Source organism: Comamonas humi (assembly GCF_054782535.1).
The window spans coordinates 316,535-332,257 of the sequence record NZ_BAAGSH010000016.1 but is presented as its reverse complement, the minus strand read 5'-3'; the positions used below and the strand labels follow the sequence as shown (position 1 = coordinate 332,257).

The 15,723-nt window shown below is 71.1% G+C and carries 14 protein-coding genes; 8 read left to right on the top strand and 6 right to left on the bottom strand.

Features of this window, described 5'->3' with window-relative positions; translation table 11 throughout:
* Window positions 1-7: 7 nt before the first annotated feature.
* The 7 genes from creB (at window position 8) to ACYVKR_RS17340 (ending at window position 6,815) form a co-directional block, all read left to right on the top strand.
* The gene (creB, locus tag ACYVKR_RS17370; RefSeq protein ID WP_460482195.1) at window positions 8-724 is read left to right on the top strand and encodes a two-component system response regulator CreB; all 717 of its coding nucleotides are present in this window, start codon (window positions 8-10) and stop codon (window positions 722-724) included.
* Window positions 725-727: 3 nt separating this feature from the next.
* Window positions 728-2,179 (top strand): sensor histidine kinase, encoded by a 1,452-nt coding sequence (gene creC, locus ACYVKR_RS17365; RefSeq protein ID WP_460482194.1) that lies wholly within the window; start codon window positions 728-730, stop codon window positions 2,177-2,179.
* 853 nt (window positions 2,180-3,032) lie between these two features.
* On the top strand, window positions 3,033-4,460 hold the full coding sequence (gene creD / locus ACYVKR_RS17360; RefSeq protein WP_460482193.1) for a cell envelope integrity protein CreD: 1,428 nt from the start codon (window positions 3,033-3,035) through the stop codon (window positions 4,458-4,460).
* Between the two features lie 2 nt (window positions 4,461-4,462).
* Window positions 4,463-4,651, top strand: a complete 189-nt coding sequence (locus ACYVKR_RS17355) for a hypothetical protein (protein ID WP_460482192.1) — start codon at window positions 4,463-4,465, stop codon at window positions 4,649-4,651.
* Window positions 4,652-4,749: 98 nt separating this feature from the next.
* Window positions 4,750-5,148: a hypothetical protein gene (locus ACYVKR_RS17350; RefSeq protein WP_460482191.1), complete on the top strand. Its 399-nt coding sequence runs from the start codon at window positions 4,750-4,752 to the stop codon at window positions 5,146-5,148.
* A 129-nt stretch (window positions 5,149-5,277) separates the two neighbouring features.
* Window positions 5,278-5,838: a cysteine hydrolase family protein gene (locus ACYVKR_RS17345; RefSeq protein ID WP_460482190.1), complete on the top strand. Its 561-nt coding sequence runs from the start codon at window positions 5,278-5,280 to the stop codon at window positions 5,836-5,838.
* Entirely contained in the window at window positions 5,835-6,815 is a 981-nt protein-coding gene (locus ACYVKR_RS17340) for a GlxA family transcriptional regulator (protein WP_460482189.1), read from the top strand. The genes ACYVKR_RS17345 and ACYVKR_RS17340 overlap by 4 nt, the downstream gene beginning before the upstream one ends.
* A gap of 13 nt (window positions 6,816-6,828) precedes the next feature.
* On the opposite strand, the gene ACYVKR_RS17335 is transcribed toward ACYVKR_RS17340, so the two are convergent.
* The 6 genes from ACYVKR_RS17335 to ACYVKR_RS17310 form a co-directional block, all read right to left on the bottom strand.
* On the bottom strand, window positions 6,829-7,440 hold the full coding sequence (locus ACYVKR_RS17335) for a hypothetical protein (RefSeq protein WP_460482188.1): 612 nt from the start codon (window positions 7,438-7,440) through the stop codon (window positions 6,829-6,831).
* Window positions 7,441-7,445: 5 nt separating this feature from the next.
* Entirely contained in the window at window positions 7,446-8,096 is a 651-nt protein-coding gene (locus ACYVKR_RS17330; protein ID WP_460482187.1) for an ABC-type transport auxiliary lipoprotein family protein, read from the bottom strand.
* A complete protein-coding gene (locus ACYVKR_RS17325; RefSeq protein ID WP_460482186.1) occupies window positions 8,093-9,067 on the bottom strand; it encodes an MlaD family protein in 975 nt (324 codons plus the stop codon). Before ACYVKR_RS17325 ends, ACYVKR_RS17330 begins: the two co-directional genes overlap by 4 nt.
* A gap of 3 nt (window positions 9,068-9,070) precedes the next feature.
* Entirely contained in the window at window positions 9,071-9,880 is an 810-nt protein-coding gene (locus ACYVKR_RS17320) for an ABC transporter ATP-binding protein (protein ID WP_460482185.1), read from the bottom strand.
* Window positions 9,880-11,004 (bottom strand): MlaE family ABC transporter permease, encoded by a 1,125-nt coding sequence (locus ACYVKR_RS17315; RefSeq protein WP_460482184.1) that lies wholly within the window; start codon window positions 11,002-11,004, stop codon window positions 9,880-9,882. Before ACYVKR_RS17315 ends, ACYVKR_RS17320 begins: the two co-directional genes overlap by 1 nt.
* 66 nt (window positions 11,005-11,070) lie before the next feature.
* Complete coding sequence (locus tag ACYVKR_RS17310) at window positions 11,071-12,240, bottom strand: MFS transporter (RefSeq protein ID WP_460482224.1); 1,170 nt, start codon at window positions 12,238-12,240, stop codon at window positions 11,071-11,073.
* Window positions 12,241-12,572: 332 nt separating this feature from the next.
* Between ACYVKR_RS17310 and uvrA the strand changes: the two genes are divergently transcribed.
* Window positions 12,573-15,638 carry an excinuclease ABC subunit UvrA gene (gene uvrA, locus ACYVKR_RS17305; RefSeq protein WP_460482183.1) on the top strand — a complete coding sequence of 1,022 codons (3,066 nt, stop codon included), beginning with the start codon at window positions 12,573-12,575 and terminating at the stop codon, window positions 15,636-15,638.
* Window positions 15,639-15,723 lie beyond the last annotated feature (85 nt).

Sequence of the window (15,723 nt, the reverse complement as noted above, 5' to 3'; positions counted from 1 at the left end):
CACGCTCATGCCAACCGCCCTGCCCCATCTGCTGCTGGTCGAGGACGACCCGGCCATCGCCCGCACCGTCTGCTACGCGCTGGAGCGCGACGGCATCCGCGTGACGCACTGCCTGCAGCTCGCCGATGCCCGGCGCCAGTGGCAGGCCGCGGCCTACGATGCGCTGCTGCTCGACGTGGGCCTGCCCGACGGCAACGGCCTGGACTGGTGCCGCGAGCTGCGCGCCGCCGGCAGCGCCGTGCCGCTGCTGGTGCTGAGCGCGCGCGGCGAGGAGATGGACCGCGTGCTCGGCCTGGAGCTGGGCGCCGACGACTACCTGACCAAGCCCTTCAGCCCGCGCGAGCTGGTGGCCCGCGCCAAGGCGCTGCTGCGGCGCTCGCAACGGTCATTTCAGCCCAATCAGGCTCCAGCGCCCGTCCAACAAGCGCCAATAGCTCCTGTTTTTGAAGTGGATGCCGCCGGCCAGCGCGTGCGCCTGCAGGGCCAGCTGCTGGACCTGACGCGGCGCGAGTACCAGCTGCTGTGCTGCCTGCTCGACGGCGCGGGCCGCATCCTCAGCCGAGAGTGGCTGCTTGACCGCGTCTGGGGCCTGGACAGCGACAGCACCGACCGCACCGTCGACACCCACATCAAGACCCTGCGCGCCAAGCTGCGCGCCGTGGCGCCGGCGCAGGAGTTCATCGCCACGCACCGCGGCATGGGCTACAGCCTGCAAACGGACTGAGCCATGCGCCTCGGCCTGCGCCTGTTCTTCGCGTTCTTCCTCATCAACGGCCTGGCCGCGTTCTTCGTGCTGCGCGTCTTCATGGTCGAGGTCAAGCCCAGCGTGCGCAAGGTGACCGAGGACACCCTGGTCGACACCGCCTACCTGCTTGCCGCGCTGGCCAGCGACGACCTCGCCAGCGGCGCGCTGGCCGGCGGCACCAGCCGCTTCGCCGAGACCGTCGACGCCTACGCACGCCAGCCCGTCAAGGTCTGGATCTGGGACGCGCGCAAGAACAGCCTGGACCTGCGCGTCACCGTCACCGACGAACACGGCCGCGTGCTGTTCGACTCCCGGCAGACCGACACCGGCGCTGACTACTCGCAGTGGCGCGACGTGTACCGCACGCTGCGCGGCGAATACGGCGCCCGCACCACGCGCGAGGTGGCCGGCGACGAGGCCAGCAGCGTGATGTATGTGTCCGCGCCCATCGTCGTGCAGGGCCGGATCGCCGGCGTGCTCACCGCCTCCAAGCCCGCCAGCTCGGTGCAGCGCATCATCGACAGCGCCGAGCGCAAGATGCTGCGCGGCGGCCTGCTGTTCCTGCTGCTGTCGGCCGCCGTGGGCCTGGCCGTCACCTTCTGGCTGGTGCACAACGTGCGCCGCCTGCGCGACTACGCCCAGCACGTGCAGGCGCCGGCGCTGCAAGGCGAGGCCAGCCCGGCGCCGCCGCCCATGCCGCGGGTGCCCGGCGAGCTGGGCGACCTGGCCCAGGCCATGGACAACATGCGCCTGCGGCTCGAAGGGCGCGACTACATCGAGGACTACGTGCGCGCGCTGACGCACGAGCTCAAGAGCCCGGTGGCCGCCATCCGCGGCGCCGGCGAGCTGCTGCAGGACCCGCTGCCCGACGCCGACCGCGAGCGGTTCGCCCAGCAGGTGGTGCAGCAGAGCGAGCGCCTGCAGAACCTGGTGGACCAGCTGCTGCGCCTGAGCCGGCTGGAGCAGCGCCAACACCTGCAGGCCCAGGCCCACTGCGACCTGCGCGACTGCGCGCAGCAGGCCATCGCGCAGCTCACGCCGTCGGCGCAGCAGCGCGGCATCCGCCTCGCGCTGCACGGCGGCGCGAGCACCGGGCCCTGGGAGCGCGACCTGGTGGTGCTGGCCCTCAGCAACCTGCTGCAGAACGCCATCGACTTCGCGCCGCCCGGCAGCACGGTGGAGGTCACGCTCGGCCCGAACCACGTCGCCGTGCAGGACACCGGCCCCGGCGTACCCGAGGCCCTGCTCGCGCGCCTGGGCGAGCGCTTCTTCACCACGCCCAGGCCCGATGGCGAGCGCAGCGGCACGGGGCTGGGGCTGTCGATCGTGAGGCGCATCATGCAGTTGCATGGGGGGAGCATGCGGGTGGCCAATGGGCAACCGGGGTTGCGGGTGGAGCTGGAGTTTGGCGGGGATGAGGCTCTATCGAATTGATAGCTGGTAGCGCTTTCCACTCAATGGTTATAGGTTTATAGCGCTTTAAATCACTTATTTGGCAAGCGCGGGCAGCTCTCTTTTTTGATTTCCGAGGCCGGGATTTCGCCCCGGCGGGCGACCTACTTTTCTTGCGCGCGCAAGAAAAGTAGGCAAAAGAAAGCGCCCCTGCTGTCTGCGACCCCAACGCCTTGCGTTGGGGCAACCTGCGGCGTGGCGTTTGCGGGGTGCGCCGCAGAACTCTCTTCGCGCCAAGGCGCTCCGTTCGAACAACCGCGGCGAGTCAGATAACGAAGCATGCGCGCTCCGACGCGCATGCCCACCCCGCAAACGCCACGCCACAGGCGCAGGCAGAAGGGGGTGGCAAACCAATCGGGCCATCGCTGCGCTCGGCCTCGCCTTGTGGGGCCGAGCAAAGCGACGGCCCGGGTGGCTGTTGCTGGGTTCCCTTCTGTCCGTGCCGAGAAGCACAGGGCGCGGGGCCGCATGCGCGTCGGAGCGCGCATGCTTCGTGGTCTGACTTGCTGCGGTTGTCCGAGCGGAGCGCGCCTTGGCGCGCGCAGTCGAGTTCCGCAGCAGGCCCCGCGCCCGAGCATCGCAGGTTGCCCCAGCGCCTGCGGCGCTGGGGTCACGGACAGCAGGGTCGCCTTTTCTTTGGTGACTTTCTTTTGGCGAAGCAAAAGAAAGTTACTGCGCCGCCGGGCGCACATCCCGGCTCCTGCAAGGAAATGCACAGCGGGCTCCAGAAAAGGCCAAACCTCAAACGCACCACTTCACCCTCACTTCACCCACTTCATCCCCACCACACCCACCCCTCGCAGACTCGGCCCACCACCCCTTCCGAGAAAGCAAGATGTTCAAGAACCGATTCCTGGTGAAAGCCGCCGCGCTGCTGATCACCTTCCTGCTGCTGATGAGCGGCCTCACCCTCGTGCAGGACGTGGTGCAGGACCGCATCCGCAACCGCGACAACGCCGTGCAAGGCATCGTCGGCAGCCTGGCCGGCCCGCAGACGCTGATGGGGCCGGTGGTGGTGCAGCGCTGCACCGAGAGCTGGACCACCACCAACGCCGACAAGAAGCCCGAGGCGTCCACCCGCGTCTTCCGCCGCTACGCCATGCCCGACACGCTGGAGCACCAGGCCGAGCTGCAGATGGACCAGCGCGCCCGCGGGCTGCACAAGGTCAGCACCTATGTGCTGGGCAACCGCATCGAGGCGCGTTTTTCCGCGCTACCCGACCTGCTGCAGCCCGCACCGGCCCGCATGCCCCAGGCCCGGGTGAGCTGCGAGGCGCCGCGGCTGATCCTCGCGCTCAGCGATCCGCGCGGCATCCGCAATGCCAACCTGGCGCTCAACGGCGACGCCATCGCGCTGCAGCCCGGCACCCGCCACCCGGCGTACCCGCAGGGCCTGAGCGCCGAGCTGCCGCCCGCGCTGCTGAAGGCGCCGCTCGCCGTGGCGCTGACGCTGGAGCTGCTCGGCACCGAGCGCCTGGCCTTCGTGCCGCTGGCCGACAGCAACCAGGTCAGCCTGGCCGGCAACTGGCCGCACCCCTCGTTCGGCGGCAGCTTCCTGCCGTCGCAGCGCAGCGTCAGCGACAGCAGCTTCAGCGCCAGCTGGAACCTGTCGGCGCTGGCCTCGTCGGCGCAGCAGAGCTTTGCCGACAGCAAGCCCCTGTGCCCGGCCAGCGATGTCTGGCGCGACTACGCCATCGGCCCCACGGCCGCCGCCGTCGAGGTGGCCGCCACGGCGGCCGATGCTGCCGCGGCAGCCAGCACCGCGTCCGGCCAGCGCTGCCTGGAGTCGTTCAGCACCACCTTCGTCGACCCGGTGAACCCCTATGCGCTCAGCGACCGCGCCACCAAGTACGGCCTGCTCTTCATCGTGCTGACCTTCGTGGCCGTGGCCATGTTCGAGGTGCTCAAGCAGCTGCGCGTGCACCCGGTGCAGTACCTGCTGGTGGGCTCGGCGCTGTGCAGCTTCTTCCTGCTGCTGATCGGCCTGTCCGAGCACATCGGCTTCAGCCCGGCCTACGGCGTGGCCGCCAGCGCCTGCGTGCTGCTGCTGGCCTTCTACGCCAGCCACATCCTCGGCAGCGCGCGGCGCGGCCTGCCCTTCGCCGGCTGGATCGCGCTGCTGTACGGCCTGCTCTTCGTGCTGCTGCAGCTGGAGCAGACCGCGCTGGTCGTGGGCTCGATCGCGCTGTTCGCGGTGCTGGCCATCGTCATGGTCGCCACGCGCAAGGTCGACTGGTACGCCTTCGGCAAATCGGGGGCCTGAGCATGGCGATCTCTGCCAACACGGTGCGCCAGGCCTGGCAACAGGCCGAGCAGGCCCGCGACCGCGGCGCGCTGCAGGCGCTGCGCGCCCAGGTCACGGCGCAGCTGCAGCTGGCTCGCGCCAGCCGCGAGGAGCGCCAGCGCTGGCTGGCCCTGCGCTGCGCGCTGGTGCTGCGCCGCAGCCGGTTCTGAGCGCGGCGCGTGTGCCCGCGAGCCGGGCCGGGCCGGGCCGGGCCGGGGAAGGGAGACGGTACACTCGTCCGCACCTCCATTCCCGGGTTCCCATCGCCATGAAAACTGCCTCATTCCTGCTGTCCGCAGCGGCCCTGGCCAGCGCCCTGTCGGCCCTGCCCTCCGCCGCCCAGGCCGCGTCGGCCACCTTCCTCAACCGCACCATTGCCGCGCGCATTCCGGCCCAGGACCTGCCTGCCTTCCGCACCGCGGTCGGCAACGTGCTGAACAGCGCCGCCGACGGCTCCACCACGCCGTGGACCAGCAGCCAGGGCCCGCGCCGCCAGCCGCCGGTGGAGGTCGCGCTCACGCCGCTGCAGACCACGCAGACCCGCGGCGGCGCCTGCCGCCTGCTCGACGCCAAGGTGAGCCAGCGCAGCCTGTCGGAGCAGTGGCAGTTCTGGTTCTGCAAGCAAGGCGACGGCAGCTGGAAGGCCAGCAGCGGCGGCGCGCGCTGAACCGGCGCTGCCCACCGGGCGGCACACCATGTCCCAAAATGACCTGATCCTGTCTGCTTCCGGCAGGACACCAGGCCCTGCCGCAGGCACCATGAGCGCTACCTACCAACCCTGTTTGTGGAGCACCTCATGAAAACATGTCTGATAGTGATTGATGTCCAGGAGTCCTTCCGGCACCGCCCGTTCTTCACCGAGCACGACCTGCCCGCCTACCTGGCGGCGCAGAACGCGCTGATCGAAGGCTGCGCGGCGCAGGGCATTCCCCTGGTTCGCGTGCTGCACTGCGCCGGGCCGGAAGAGGCCGCCAACCCCTTCTCGCAGGCCTCGCGCCACCTCCGCCCGCTCGATGGGCTGGCCGCATTCGACGCCGCCGCCAGCTTCACCAAGTCGCGCCACAGTGCGCTGGTGGGCACGGGGCTCGATGTGTGGCTCACGCAGCACGGCATCCAGCGCCTCATCGTCAGCGGCATCCGCACCGAGCAGTGCTGCGAAACCACCACGCGCCACGCCAGCGACCTGGGCTGGGCCGTGGACTTCGTGCCCGATGCGACCCTGACCTGGGACATGACGCAGCCCGACGGCCGCACCCTGGGCGCCGCCGACATCAAGGCCCGCACCGCCACCGTGCTGGCCGGCCGCTTCGCCACGCTGTGCACGGTGGAGCAGGCCCTGGAGCGCGCCCGCGCATGACAGGCGCCGTGCCCATCCGCGTCGTCTTCGTGCTGCTGCCCGGCAGCCTGGCGCTGGACTGGGCCGGCCCCGCCGAGGCGCTGCGCATCGCCAACCAGTGGCTGCAGGCGCGCGGCGAGGCGCCCCGCTTCACCCTCGAATTCACCGGTCCCGACGCCGCCACCGACAGCTCGGTGGGCCTGCGGCTCGCGGGCCTGGCGCCGCTGCCCGTGCTCGACGGCGGCGCGCCCACCTGGGTCGTGCTGCCCGGACTGGCCGGCCACGGCCCCGAGCTGGACCACCCACCCACACGCGCGCTGCTGCACTGGCTGCGCGGCCTGCGCCCGGCCGAAGGGCGGCTGGAACTGCTGACGATCTGCGCCGGCGCACTGCTGGCCGCGCATGCGGGCCACCTGGCGGGGCGCCGCGCCACCACGCACCACCAGCACCTCGGTGAACTGCAGGCCGCCGAGCCGCGCTGCGACGTGCAGGCCAACCGCGTCTTCGTCTCCGACGGGCCGCTGCACAGCAGCGCCGGCGTGACTACGGGCATAGACCTCATGCTCGAACGCATCGCCCAGGCCTGCGGCCCCGCGCTGGCCGCGCAAGTGGCGCAGACCATGGTGGTGGCGCTGCGGCGCGGCCCGCACGATCCGGCGCTGTCGCCCTTCCTGCACCACCGCAACCATTTGCATGCCGCGCTGCACCGCGTGCAGGACGCCGTGAGCCAGCGGCCCGCCGCCGGCTGGACCGTGCCCGCGATGGCCGAGGTGGCCCACGTCACGCCGCGGCACCTGGCGCGGCTGTTCCTGGAGCATGCGGGCATCGCGCCGCTGCAGTACCTGCGCCGCATCCGCCTGGCCACGGCCGAGGCGGCGCTGCGCTCGGGCAGCGGCGTCACGCAGGCGGCGCTGCTGGCGGGCTTTGCCTCGGACACGCAATTGCGCCGCGCCTGGCGGCATTTCGGGCTGGCGGGCACGCCGTCGGGCGGGCGCTGACTTCAGCGCAGCCTCAGGGCGCCGCGCCATCCTTGCGCTTGGCGACCTCGGGCGGCAGCTCGCGCATGCACTGCAGGTTGGCCTCGCCGAGCAGGCTATCGCACTTGCGCAGGGCGGTTTCGGGCGCCTCCTCGCGCTCGCGCACGGCCCGGCCCTTGGGCGGCTCGGCCAGCGAGGCCGACTGGGCCGCCTGCTTCTGGGCCTCGTGCAGGGCGCGCTGGTGCCGCGCGCGCGCCTGCTCCTTGCACTGCGCCAGTGCCTTGGCGCGCTCGGGGTGCTTGCCCGGCGCCTCGGCCTGCTGCCTGCACTGCAGCAGCGCCAGTTCGTAGTCCAGGTCTACCCGCGCCGCATCGGCCTTGTAGCGGTTGTTGCCACTGGGATGGTGCCGCGCATCGAGCGCGGCCACGTCGATTTTCTGCTGCCCCTCGGCCTGCAGCCGGCAGCGGTGGGCCTGGGCCTCGGGCAGGGCCCGGCAGCGTTGCAGCGCCTGTTCGAGCTGCGCGGCAATGCGCTCGCGCTCGGCCCGCGTGGGTGCATCGGCCATGAAGGCGACGGCCCCGGCGGCCAGCGCCAGCAGCACGGCCGGCACCAGCCAGCGCAGCCAGGCAGGGCGCTTGCGGCGCATGGGCTTCAGCGGCCCTGCCGCAGCAGCCAGGCGTCGATCTGGCGGCCGGCTTCCTCGGTCGCAGCGCCCAGCGCCTGCGTACCGCCCGCGGCGTCGGGCGTGGGCGCGGGGCGCTGCACGGTGAACACCTGCTGGGCCAGCCATTTCTCGCCCCGCGGCGTGACCTCGGTCAGCGTGGCGCGCAGGCGCAGCAGGCCCTGGCTGGTGGCGGTGTCGCTGAAGACCTGGCTGAACTCTTCCACGTCCAGCCGCAGCATCGCCGGGTTCGCGCCCGTGGCCAGCGCGCGCACCACGCCGCTCTGGCCTTCGAGCACGGCGCGGCCGTCGCTGAGCTGGGTGTACAGGCTCTGCTGGATGAGCTGGGCCGCGGGCCGCGCCCAGCGCGCCTGGGCGTAGGGCCGCAGCTGCTGCGCATCGGCGTAGGCCAGGCGGTAGAAGATGGGCGTGCTGCCGTCCGGCAGGCCCGAGGTGCGGATGCCGGCCAGCACCAGCGGCGCCTGCGTCTCGATCGCGGTGCGCGCGGGATCGGCCTGGCGCTGCTCGAAGCTCGGCTGCGGGCCGAAGTCGTACAGCGCCTGCAAGGCCGGCGCCTGCGGCAGCGACGAGCAGCCGGCCAGCACCAGGACGGCGGCGGTGGTGAGGAGGAGTTTCTTCATGGCTTGGCTCCAGGGGCGGCGGCCGGCTGCGGCGGCACGAAGCCGGGCTCGCCGGGGCCGGGCGGCACGACGCCCGTGCCGAACAGCAGCGATTGCGGGTTGCTCTGCAGCGAATCGGCCATGCCGCCCAGGCGGCGCGCGGCGCTGCCCATGTCGCTCAGCGCGCGGTTCATCGTGGGCACGGTGGCGCGGCCGAAGGCATCGGCCGCGTCGCTCACGCCCTGCACCGCCGTGCCCATCTGCTGCACCGGCCCGCCCTGGGCCGACAGGGTGTTGACGGCCTTGCCCACATCCTCGCTGGTCTTCTGCACGGCGAGCAGGGTCTTGCGCGCGTCCTGCGCCACGGCGGGCAGCGCGGCCAGCGCCGGGTCGAGCTTGGTGTCCACGGTGGTCTGCAGCTTGCTGCTCAGCGCCTGCAGGCTGCGCGCGGCCTCGCCCACGCTGTGCAGCGCGGCGGTGATCTCGCGCTGGTTCTCGTCGCCCAGCAGCTGGTTCACGCGGCGCGTGGCGTCCTCGACCTGCTGCATGATGACCGGGCCCTGCTCGGCGATCTGGCCGAAGGGCGAGGGACGCAGCGCCAGGCGCGGCGTGCCGTCCTCGCTGGGCGGCAGCGGCATGCCGGGGATCTCGTCGTCGTCGAGCTGGATGTGGGCCAGCCCCGTCACGCCCTGGTAGCCGAGCATGGCGTAGGTGGTCTGCGAGAGCGGCGCATGCTCGTTGACGGCGATGCGGATCAGCACGTTGCCGTCCTTCTTGGGGTCGAAGCCGATGCGCGTCACGCGGCCCACGGCCACGCCCTTGTAGCGCACCGCCGCCTGCTCCTGCAGGCCGCTGATGCTGGCGCGCGTGGACATCTCGTAGTACTCGTACTTGGTGTTGTCGCGGCCCATCCACATCGACAGGCCGATCACCAGCGCCGTCAGGAAGACGACGAACAGGCCCGCCGCCAACGCGTGCGATTTGTTTTCCATAAGTTATCCCCCTGCTGCGGCCACCGGCACCGGCGCCAATGCGCGCCGCCCCCGCTCGCCCAGGAAAAAGTGCTGGATGAATGGGTGCTCGAACTGCACCACCTCGCGCGGCGGTGCGGTCACGATCACCCGTTTCTCGGCCAGCACGGCCACCCGCGTGGACAGCGCGTACAGCGTGTCCAGGTCGTGCGTCACCATCACCACCGTCAGGCCCAGCTCCTGGTGCAGCTTGCTGAGCAGTTCGCAGAATTCGTCCGAGCTGTTCGGGTCCAGCCCCGCCGTCGGCTCGTCGAGCAGCAGCAGCGGCGGGTCCATGATGAGCGAGCGCGCCAGCGCCACCCGCTTGATCATGCCGCCCGACAGGTCGGAGGGCATGCGCGTCGCGTGCTCAGGCTTGAGGCCCACCATCTGCAGCTTGACCATGGCCGCGTCGCGCACCACGTCCTTCGGCAGCGTGCCCTGCTCGCGCAGCGGAAAGGCAATGTTCTCGAGCACGTTGAAGGCCGAGAACAGCGCGCCCTGCTGGAACAGCATGCCGATCAGCGTGGCCGCGCCCGAGCGGGCGATCTCGGGCAGCGGCCGGCCCAGCACGCGCACCTCGCCTTTCGCGGGCGAGAGCAGGCCCAGCATCTGGCGCAGCAGCACCGACTTGCCGGTGCCCGAGCCGCCGACCAGCGTGAGGATCTCGCCGCGGTAGACGGTCAGGTCCAGGTCCTGGTGGATGGAAAACGCCTTGTCGCCCGAGCCGAACACGGTCCACAGCTTGCGGATCTCGACCACCGGCTCCTGGGACACAAGCGGTGCACCGTTCATCAGAACCCCACGCTGCGGAAGGCCACCGCGAAGATCGCGTCCAGCACGATCACTGCGGTGATCGAGGTCACCACCGAGGCCGTGGTACCCGCGCCCAGGCTCTGCGTGTTGGGCTCGACCTCCAGCCCCCAGTGGCAGGCGATCAGCGCGATTGCGACGCCGAACGACACCGACTTGGCCATCGCCAGGTACAGGTTGGCGATGGACACCGCCCCCGGCATGGCCTGGATGAAATAGGCCGGCGCGATGCCCATGGCCAGGTTGGCCGCCAGCATGCCGCCGACCAGCGCGCAGACCGTGGTCCACACGGCCACCAGCGGCATCGCGAAGGCCAGCGCCAGCGCGCGCGGCATCACCAGCCGGAAGCCGCTGGAGATGCCCATGACCTGCATCGCGTCCAGTTCCTCGTTGACCCGCATCACGCCGATCTGCGCGGTGATGGCCGAGCCCGAGCGGCCCGCCACCAGGATGGCCGCGAGCAGCGGCCCCAGCTCACGCACCAGCGAGATGCCCAGGATGTTGACGATGAAGGCCTCGGCGCCGAACTGCCGCAGCTGCAGCGACATCAGGTAGGCCAGCACCACGCCGATCAGGAAGCCCACCAGCGCGGTGATGGGCAGCGCGGTCGCGCCCATCGAATACAGGTGTCCCGACACATCGCGCCACGGCCCGCTGGCCGGGTTCTTCAGCAGCCGCAGGCAGTCCAGCATCAGCTGCCCGACCAGCTCGATCGTGGCGCGCGTATGGCGCATCACAGCCAGCAGCACATTGCCGAGCTGGATCAGCCAGCCCAGCCAATTGACCTTGCGCTCGGGCGGGCAGGGCATGGTCAGCGCGGCCACGCGCTCCAGCATCTGGCGCTGCGTATCCTGCATCGCCAGCCGGGCCGGCCACTGCCGGCCCCAGTGGTCCCACAGCAATTGGGCACCCACGTGGTCGAGCCAGTCGGCCTCGCGCAGGTCCCAGCCCAGCTCGGCCTGGCCGCTGGTCGAGGCCAGCTGCGCCTTCAGCGCCTTCCAGTCCTGGCGGCGGCCCAGCTCGGCCGCGCCCCAACGCCCGCGCAGCTGCGCCCAGCGGCCGGAGCCGTCCTGCGTGTCTGCGATGCTGGGGGGGTTTGCTGCCATGGAGTCTCGGTGGATGGACACGGAGCACTATACCTTGCTCCAACCCCATGGATCGTATGTATCGTCCTACGCCCGGGCCACCGGCCGCAGCGGCCAGCTGATGAGCAGCCACAGGGCCGTGAGCGCCGCCGTGGCGGCAAAAAGGCCGCCCGGCCCGGCCCATTTGGCCAGCAGCCCGCCCAGCGCGCCACCGGCAAAAAGGCCCAGCGACTGCAGCGTGTTGTAGGCCCCCAGCGCCGCGCCGCGCAGCGGCGCCGGCGCCATGCGCGACACCAGGCTGGGCTGGCTGGCTTCCAGCGCATTGAAGCCGCAGAAGAAGACGAACATCAGCACCGCCATCCACCACAGCTGCGGCACGGCGCCCGACGCGGCCACCGCGCCCAGACCCACCTGCACCGCCAGCACCAGCGCGATGGCGCCGAGCAGCGCCGCGCGCAGCCGGCCGCGGCGCTCCAGCGCGAACAGCCCGCCCATCATCACGAACGACAGCACCACCGCCGGCAGGTAGACCTGCCAGTGCTCGGCCTTGGCCAGGCCGGCCTGCACCAGCATGGCCGGCACGGCCACCCACATGGACATCTGCACCGTGTGCAGCACGAACACGCCGGCGTTCAGGCGCAGCAGGTCGGCGTGGCCGAGCAGGTCGCGCAGGCGCCCGCGCTCGGCGGCGGCATGCACCGGCTCGGGCGGCACCACCCACAGCACCACGGCGATGCCGGCCAGCGCCAGCGCGCAGGTCAGCCCGAACAGGCCCGACAGGCCGATCTGCGCCGCCAGCCAGGGGCTGGCCACCAGCGCCACGGCGAACATCAGGCCGATGCTGCCGCCCACCAGCGCCATGGCCTTGGTGCGCACGGCGTCGCGGGTCTGGTCGGCCAGCAGCGCCGTCACCGCGGCCGACACCGCGCCCGCGCCCTGCAGCGCGCGCCCGAGCAGCAGCAGGTGCAGGCTGCCGGCCAGCGCCGCCACCAGGCTGCCGGCGGCAAACACCAGCAGGCCGGCGACGATGACCTTCTTGCGCCCCAGCCGGTCCGAGGCCAGGCCCAGCGGCAGCTGGCACAGCGCCTGCGTGAGGCCGTAGATGCCCATGGCCAGCCCCACCAGGGCCGGGTCGTCGCCGCCGGGGTACTTGCGCGCCTCGAGCGCGAACACCGGTAGCACCAGGAACAGGCCCAGCATGCGCAGCGCGAAGATCAGCGCCAGGCTCACGCTGGCGCGGCGCTCGGTGCCCGTCATCGCGGACGCCGGGCGGGCGGCCTGGGAAAGGGTGGAATCGGGAGAAGTAGCCAAGGTATGCAGTCAGTCGCCAACTCATGGCACGCCCGGGTGCCGGGCGCGCGAAAACAGGCGTTAGTGTAGATCGGCCCCGCCGCCGCCGGGGCGCCCCGGGATTGCCGGGCGAGTGACCATCAATTTTGATAGCTGCTTGCGCAATACCAGCAAGCCGTGCATGCCAATTTGGCTTAAAACCATCCGCCACCGCCCGCCGGCGGGCACGGCCGGCCATACGCCGCTATCATGGGGAGTTTTGGTTTTTGCCACCCACCGTGAATCCTGACCTGCCCGCCATGCCCCCCGCCGCTCCGAGCCAGCCCACCGAGGGCCGCTACCTGGGCGCGGCGCTCGCGCACAGCCGCATCGCGATCCGCGGCGCGCGCACGCACAACCTCAAGAACATCGACCTCGACATCCCGCGCCACCAGCTGGTGGTGATCACCGGGCTGTCGGGCTCGGGCAAGTCCAGCCTGGCCTTCGACACGCTGTACGCCGAGGGCCAGCGCCGCTATGTCGAGAGCCTGTCGGCCTATGCGCGCCAGTTCCTGGGCCGGCTCGACAAGCCTGACGTGGACCTGATCGAGGGCCTGTCGCCGGCCATCAGCATCGAGCAAAAGGCCACCAGCCACAACCCGCGCTCCACCGTGGGCACGGTCACCGAGATCCACGACTACCTGCGCCTGCTCTACGCCCGCGCCGGCACGCCGCACTGCCCCGACCACGACCTGCCGCTGGCCGCGCAGACGGTGAGCCAGATGGTGGACGCCATCCTCGCGCTGCCCGAGGACACCAAGCTGATGATCCTCGCGCCGGTGGCGCGCGGCAAGAAGGGCGAGTTCGTCGAGCTGTTCGCGCAGATGCAGGCCCAGGGCTACGTGCGCTTCCGCGTGGACGGCCAGATGCATGAGCACGAGCACCTGCCGCCGCTGGCCAAGAACGACAAGCACGACATCGACGTAGTGATCGACCGCGTGAAGGTGCGCCCCGGCCTGCAGCAGCGCCTGGCCGAGAGCATCGAGGCGGCGCTGCGCGTGGGCGGCCACGACGGCAACGGCCGCGTGCTGGCCGTCGAGATGGACGGCGGCCGCGAGCACCTGTACAGCAGCAAGTTCTCGTGCCCGGTGTGCAGCTACGCGCTGCCCGAGCTGGAGCCGCGGCTGTTCTCGTTCAACTCGCCCCAGGGCGCCTGCCCGGCCTGCGACGGCCTGGGCGTGCACGAGGTGTTCGACGTGGACCGCGTCGTGGCCTTCCCCACGCTGAGCCTGGCCAGCGGCGCCATCAAGGGCTGGGACCGGCGCAACGGCTACTACTTCGCGATGCTCGAAAGCCTGGGCCGGCACTACCGCTTCGACATCGAGGCGCCGTTCGAGGGCCTGCCCGAGCGCGTGCGCCAGGTGGTGCTCTACGGCTCGGGCGACGAGGAGATCGCCTTCCGCTACGAACTCGCCAGCGGCGAGAACGCGGGCAAGGCGGTGACCAAGGAGCACCCCTTCGAGGGCATCATCCCCAACATGCAGCGCCGCTACCGCGAGACCGATTCGAGCGTGGTGCGCGACGAGCTGGCCCGCTACCAGAGCGTGCAGCCCTGCCCCGACTGCCACGGCGCGCGCCTGCGCCGCGAGGCGCTGTTCGTGCGCGTGGGCGAAGGCCCGCAGGCCCGCGCCATCCAGGACGTGAGCCGCGTCACGCTGGCCGAGGCGCACGACTGGTTCAGCCAGCTGCAGCTGCACGGCGCCAAGGCCGACATCGCCGCGCGCGTGGTGCACGAGATCCGCACGCGGCTGCAGTTCCTCAACGACGTGGGCCTCACCTACCTGAGCCTCGCGCGCAGCGCCGAGACCCTGTCCGGCGGCGAGGCCCAGCGCATCCGCCTGGCCAGCCAGATCGGCTCGGGCCTCACGGGCGTGATGTACGTGCTCGACGAGCCCAGCATCGGCCTGCACCAGCGCGACAACGACCGCCTCATCGCCACGCTGCAGCACCTGCGCGACATCGGCAACAGCGTGATCGTCGTCGAGCACGACGAGGACATGATGCGCGCCGCCGACCAGATCATCGACATGGGCCCCGGCGCCGGCGTGCATGGCGGGCGCGTGATGGCCCAGGGCAGCTATGCCGACATCTGCGCCAGCGCCGAATCGCTGACCGGCCAGTACCTCAGCGGCAAGAAGACCATCCCCGTGCCCGCGCGGCGCACGCCCTGGCTTCCGGTGCTGGCCGGTGCCGCCGGCGGCAGCGCCGCGCCGGCGGAAAGCGGCTTCTCGGCCATCGCCGCCAAGGCCGGCCCGGGCAAGAAGGCCGCGAAGAAGGCGGCGACCGGCGCACCGGAAGCCAAGGCCGCCCAGGCCAGCGCCATGCACGCGGTGCAGGCGCTGCGCATCGTCGGCGCCAGCGGCCACAACCTGCGCCAGGTGACGGTGGACTTCCCGGTCGGCCTGCTCACCTGTGTGACCGGCGTGTCCGGTTCGGGCAAGTCCACGCTGGTCAACGACACGCTGTACGCGGCGGCGGCGCACCAGATCAACCGCGCGCAGGACGAGGCCGCGCCCTACGAGAGCATCGAGGGGCTGGACTATTTCGACAAGGTCATCAACGTCGACCAGTCGCCCATCGGCCGCACGCCGCGCAGCAACCCGGCCACCTACACCGGCCTGTTCACGCCCATCCGCGAGCTGATGGCCGAGACCAACACCGCGCGCGAGCGCGGCTACGGCCCGGGGCGCTTCTCGTTCAACGTGGCGGGCGGGCGCTGCGAGGCCTGCCAGGGCGACGGCGTGGTCAAGGTCGAGATGCACTTCCTGCCCGACGTCTACGTGCCCTGCGACATCTGCCACGGCCAGCGCTACAACCGCGAGACGCTGGAAGTGCTGTGGAAGGGCCAGAACATCGCGCAGATCTTGGACATGACGGTGGAGGACGCGCACGCCTTCTTCAAGGACGTGCCCACGCTCGCGCGCAAGCTGCAGACCCTGCTGGACGTGGGCCTGTCGTACATCCGCCTGGGCCAGAGCGCGACCACGCTGTCGGGCGGCGAGGCGCAACGCGTCAAGCTCGCGCAGGAGCTGTCCAAGCGCGACACCGGCCGCACGCTCTACATCCTGGACGAGCCCACCACCGGCCTGCACTTCGCCGACATCGCGCTGCTGCTCCAGGTGCTGCACCAGCTGCGCGACGCGGGCAACACCATCGTCGTCATCGAGCACAACCTCGACGTCATCAAGACCGCCGACTGGGTCATCGACATGGGCCCCGAGGGCGGCGCCGGCGGCGGCCAGGTGGTGGCGGCCGGCACGCCCGAGCAGGTCGCGGCGCATGCGGCCAGCCATACGGGGCGCTACCTGGCGCCGTATTTGCGCTAAGGCTCTTCGTCAAAAACAGGAGCTGCTCGCGTTCATCCCTGCTTGATTGCATATAGTTTTCCTATCAAAATCGAGAATGGATGAG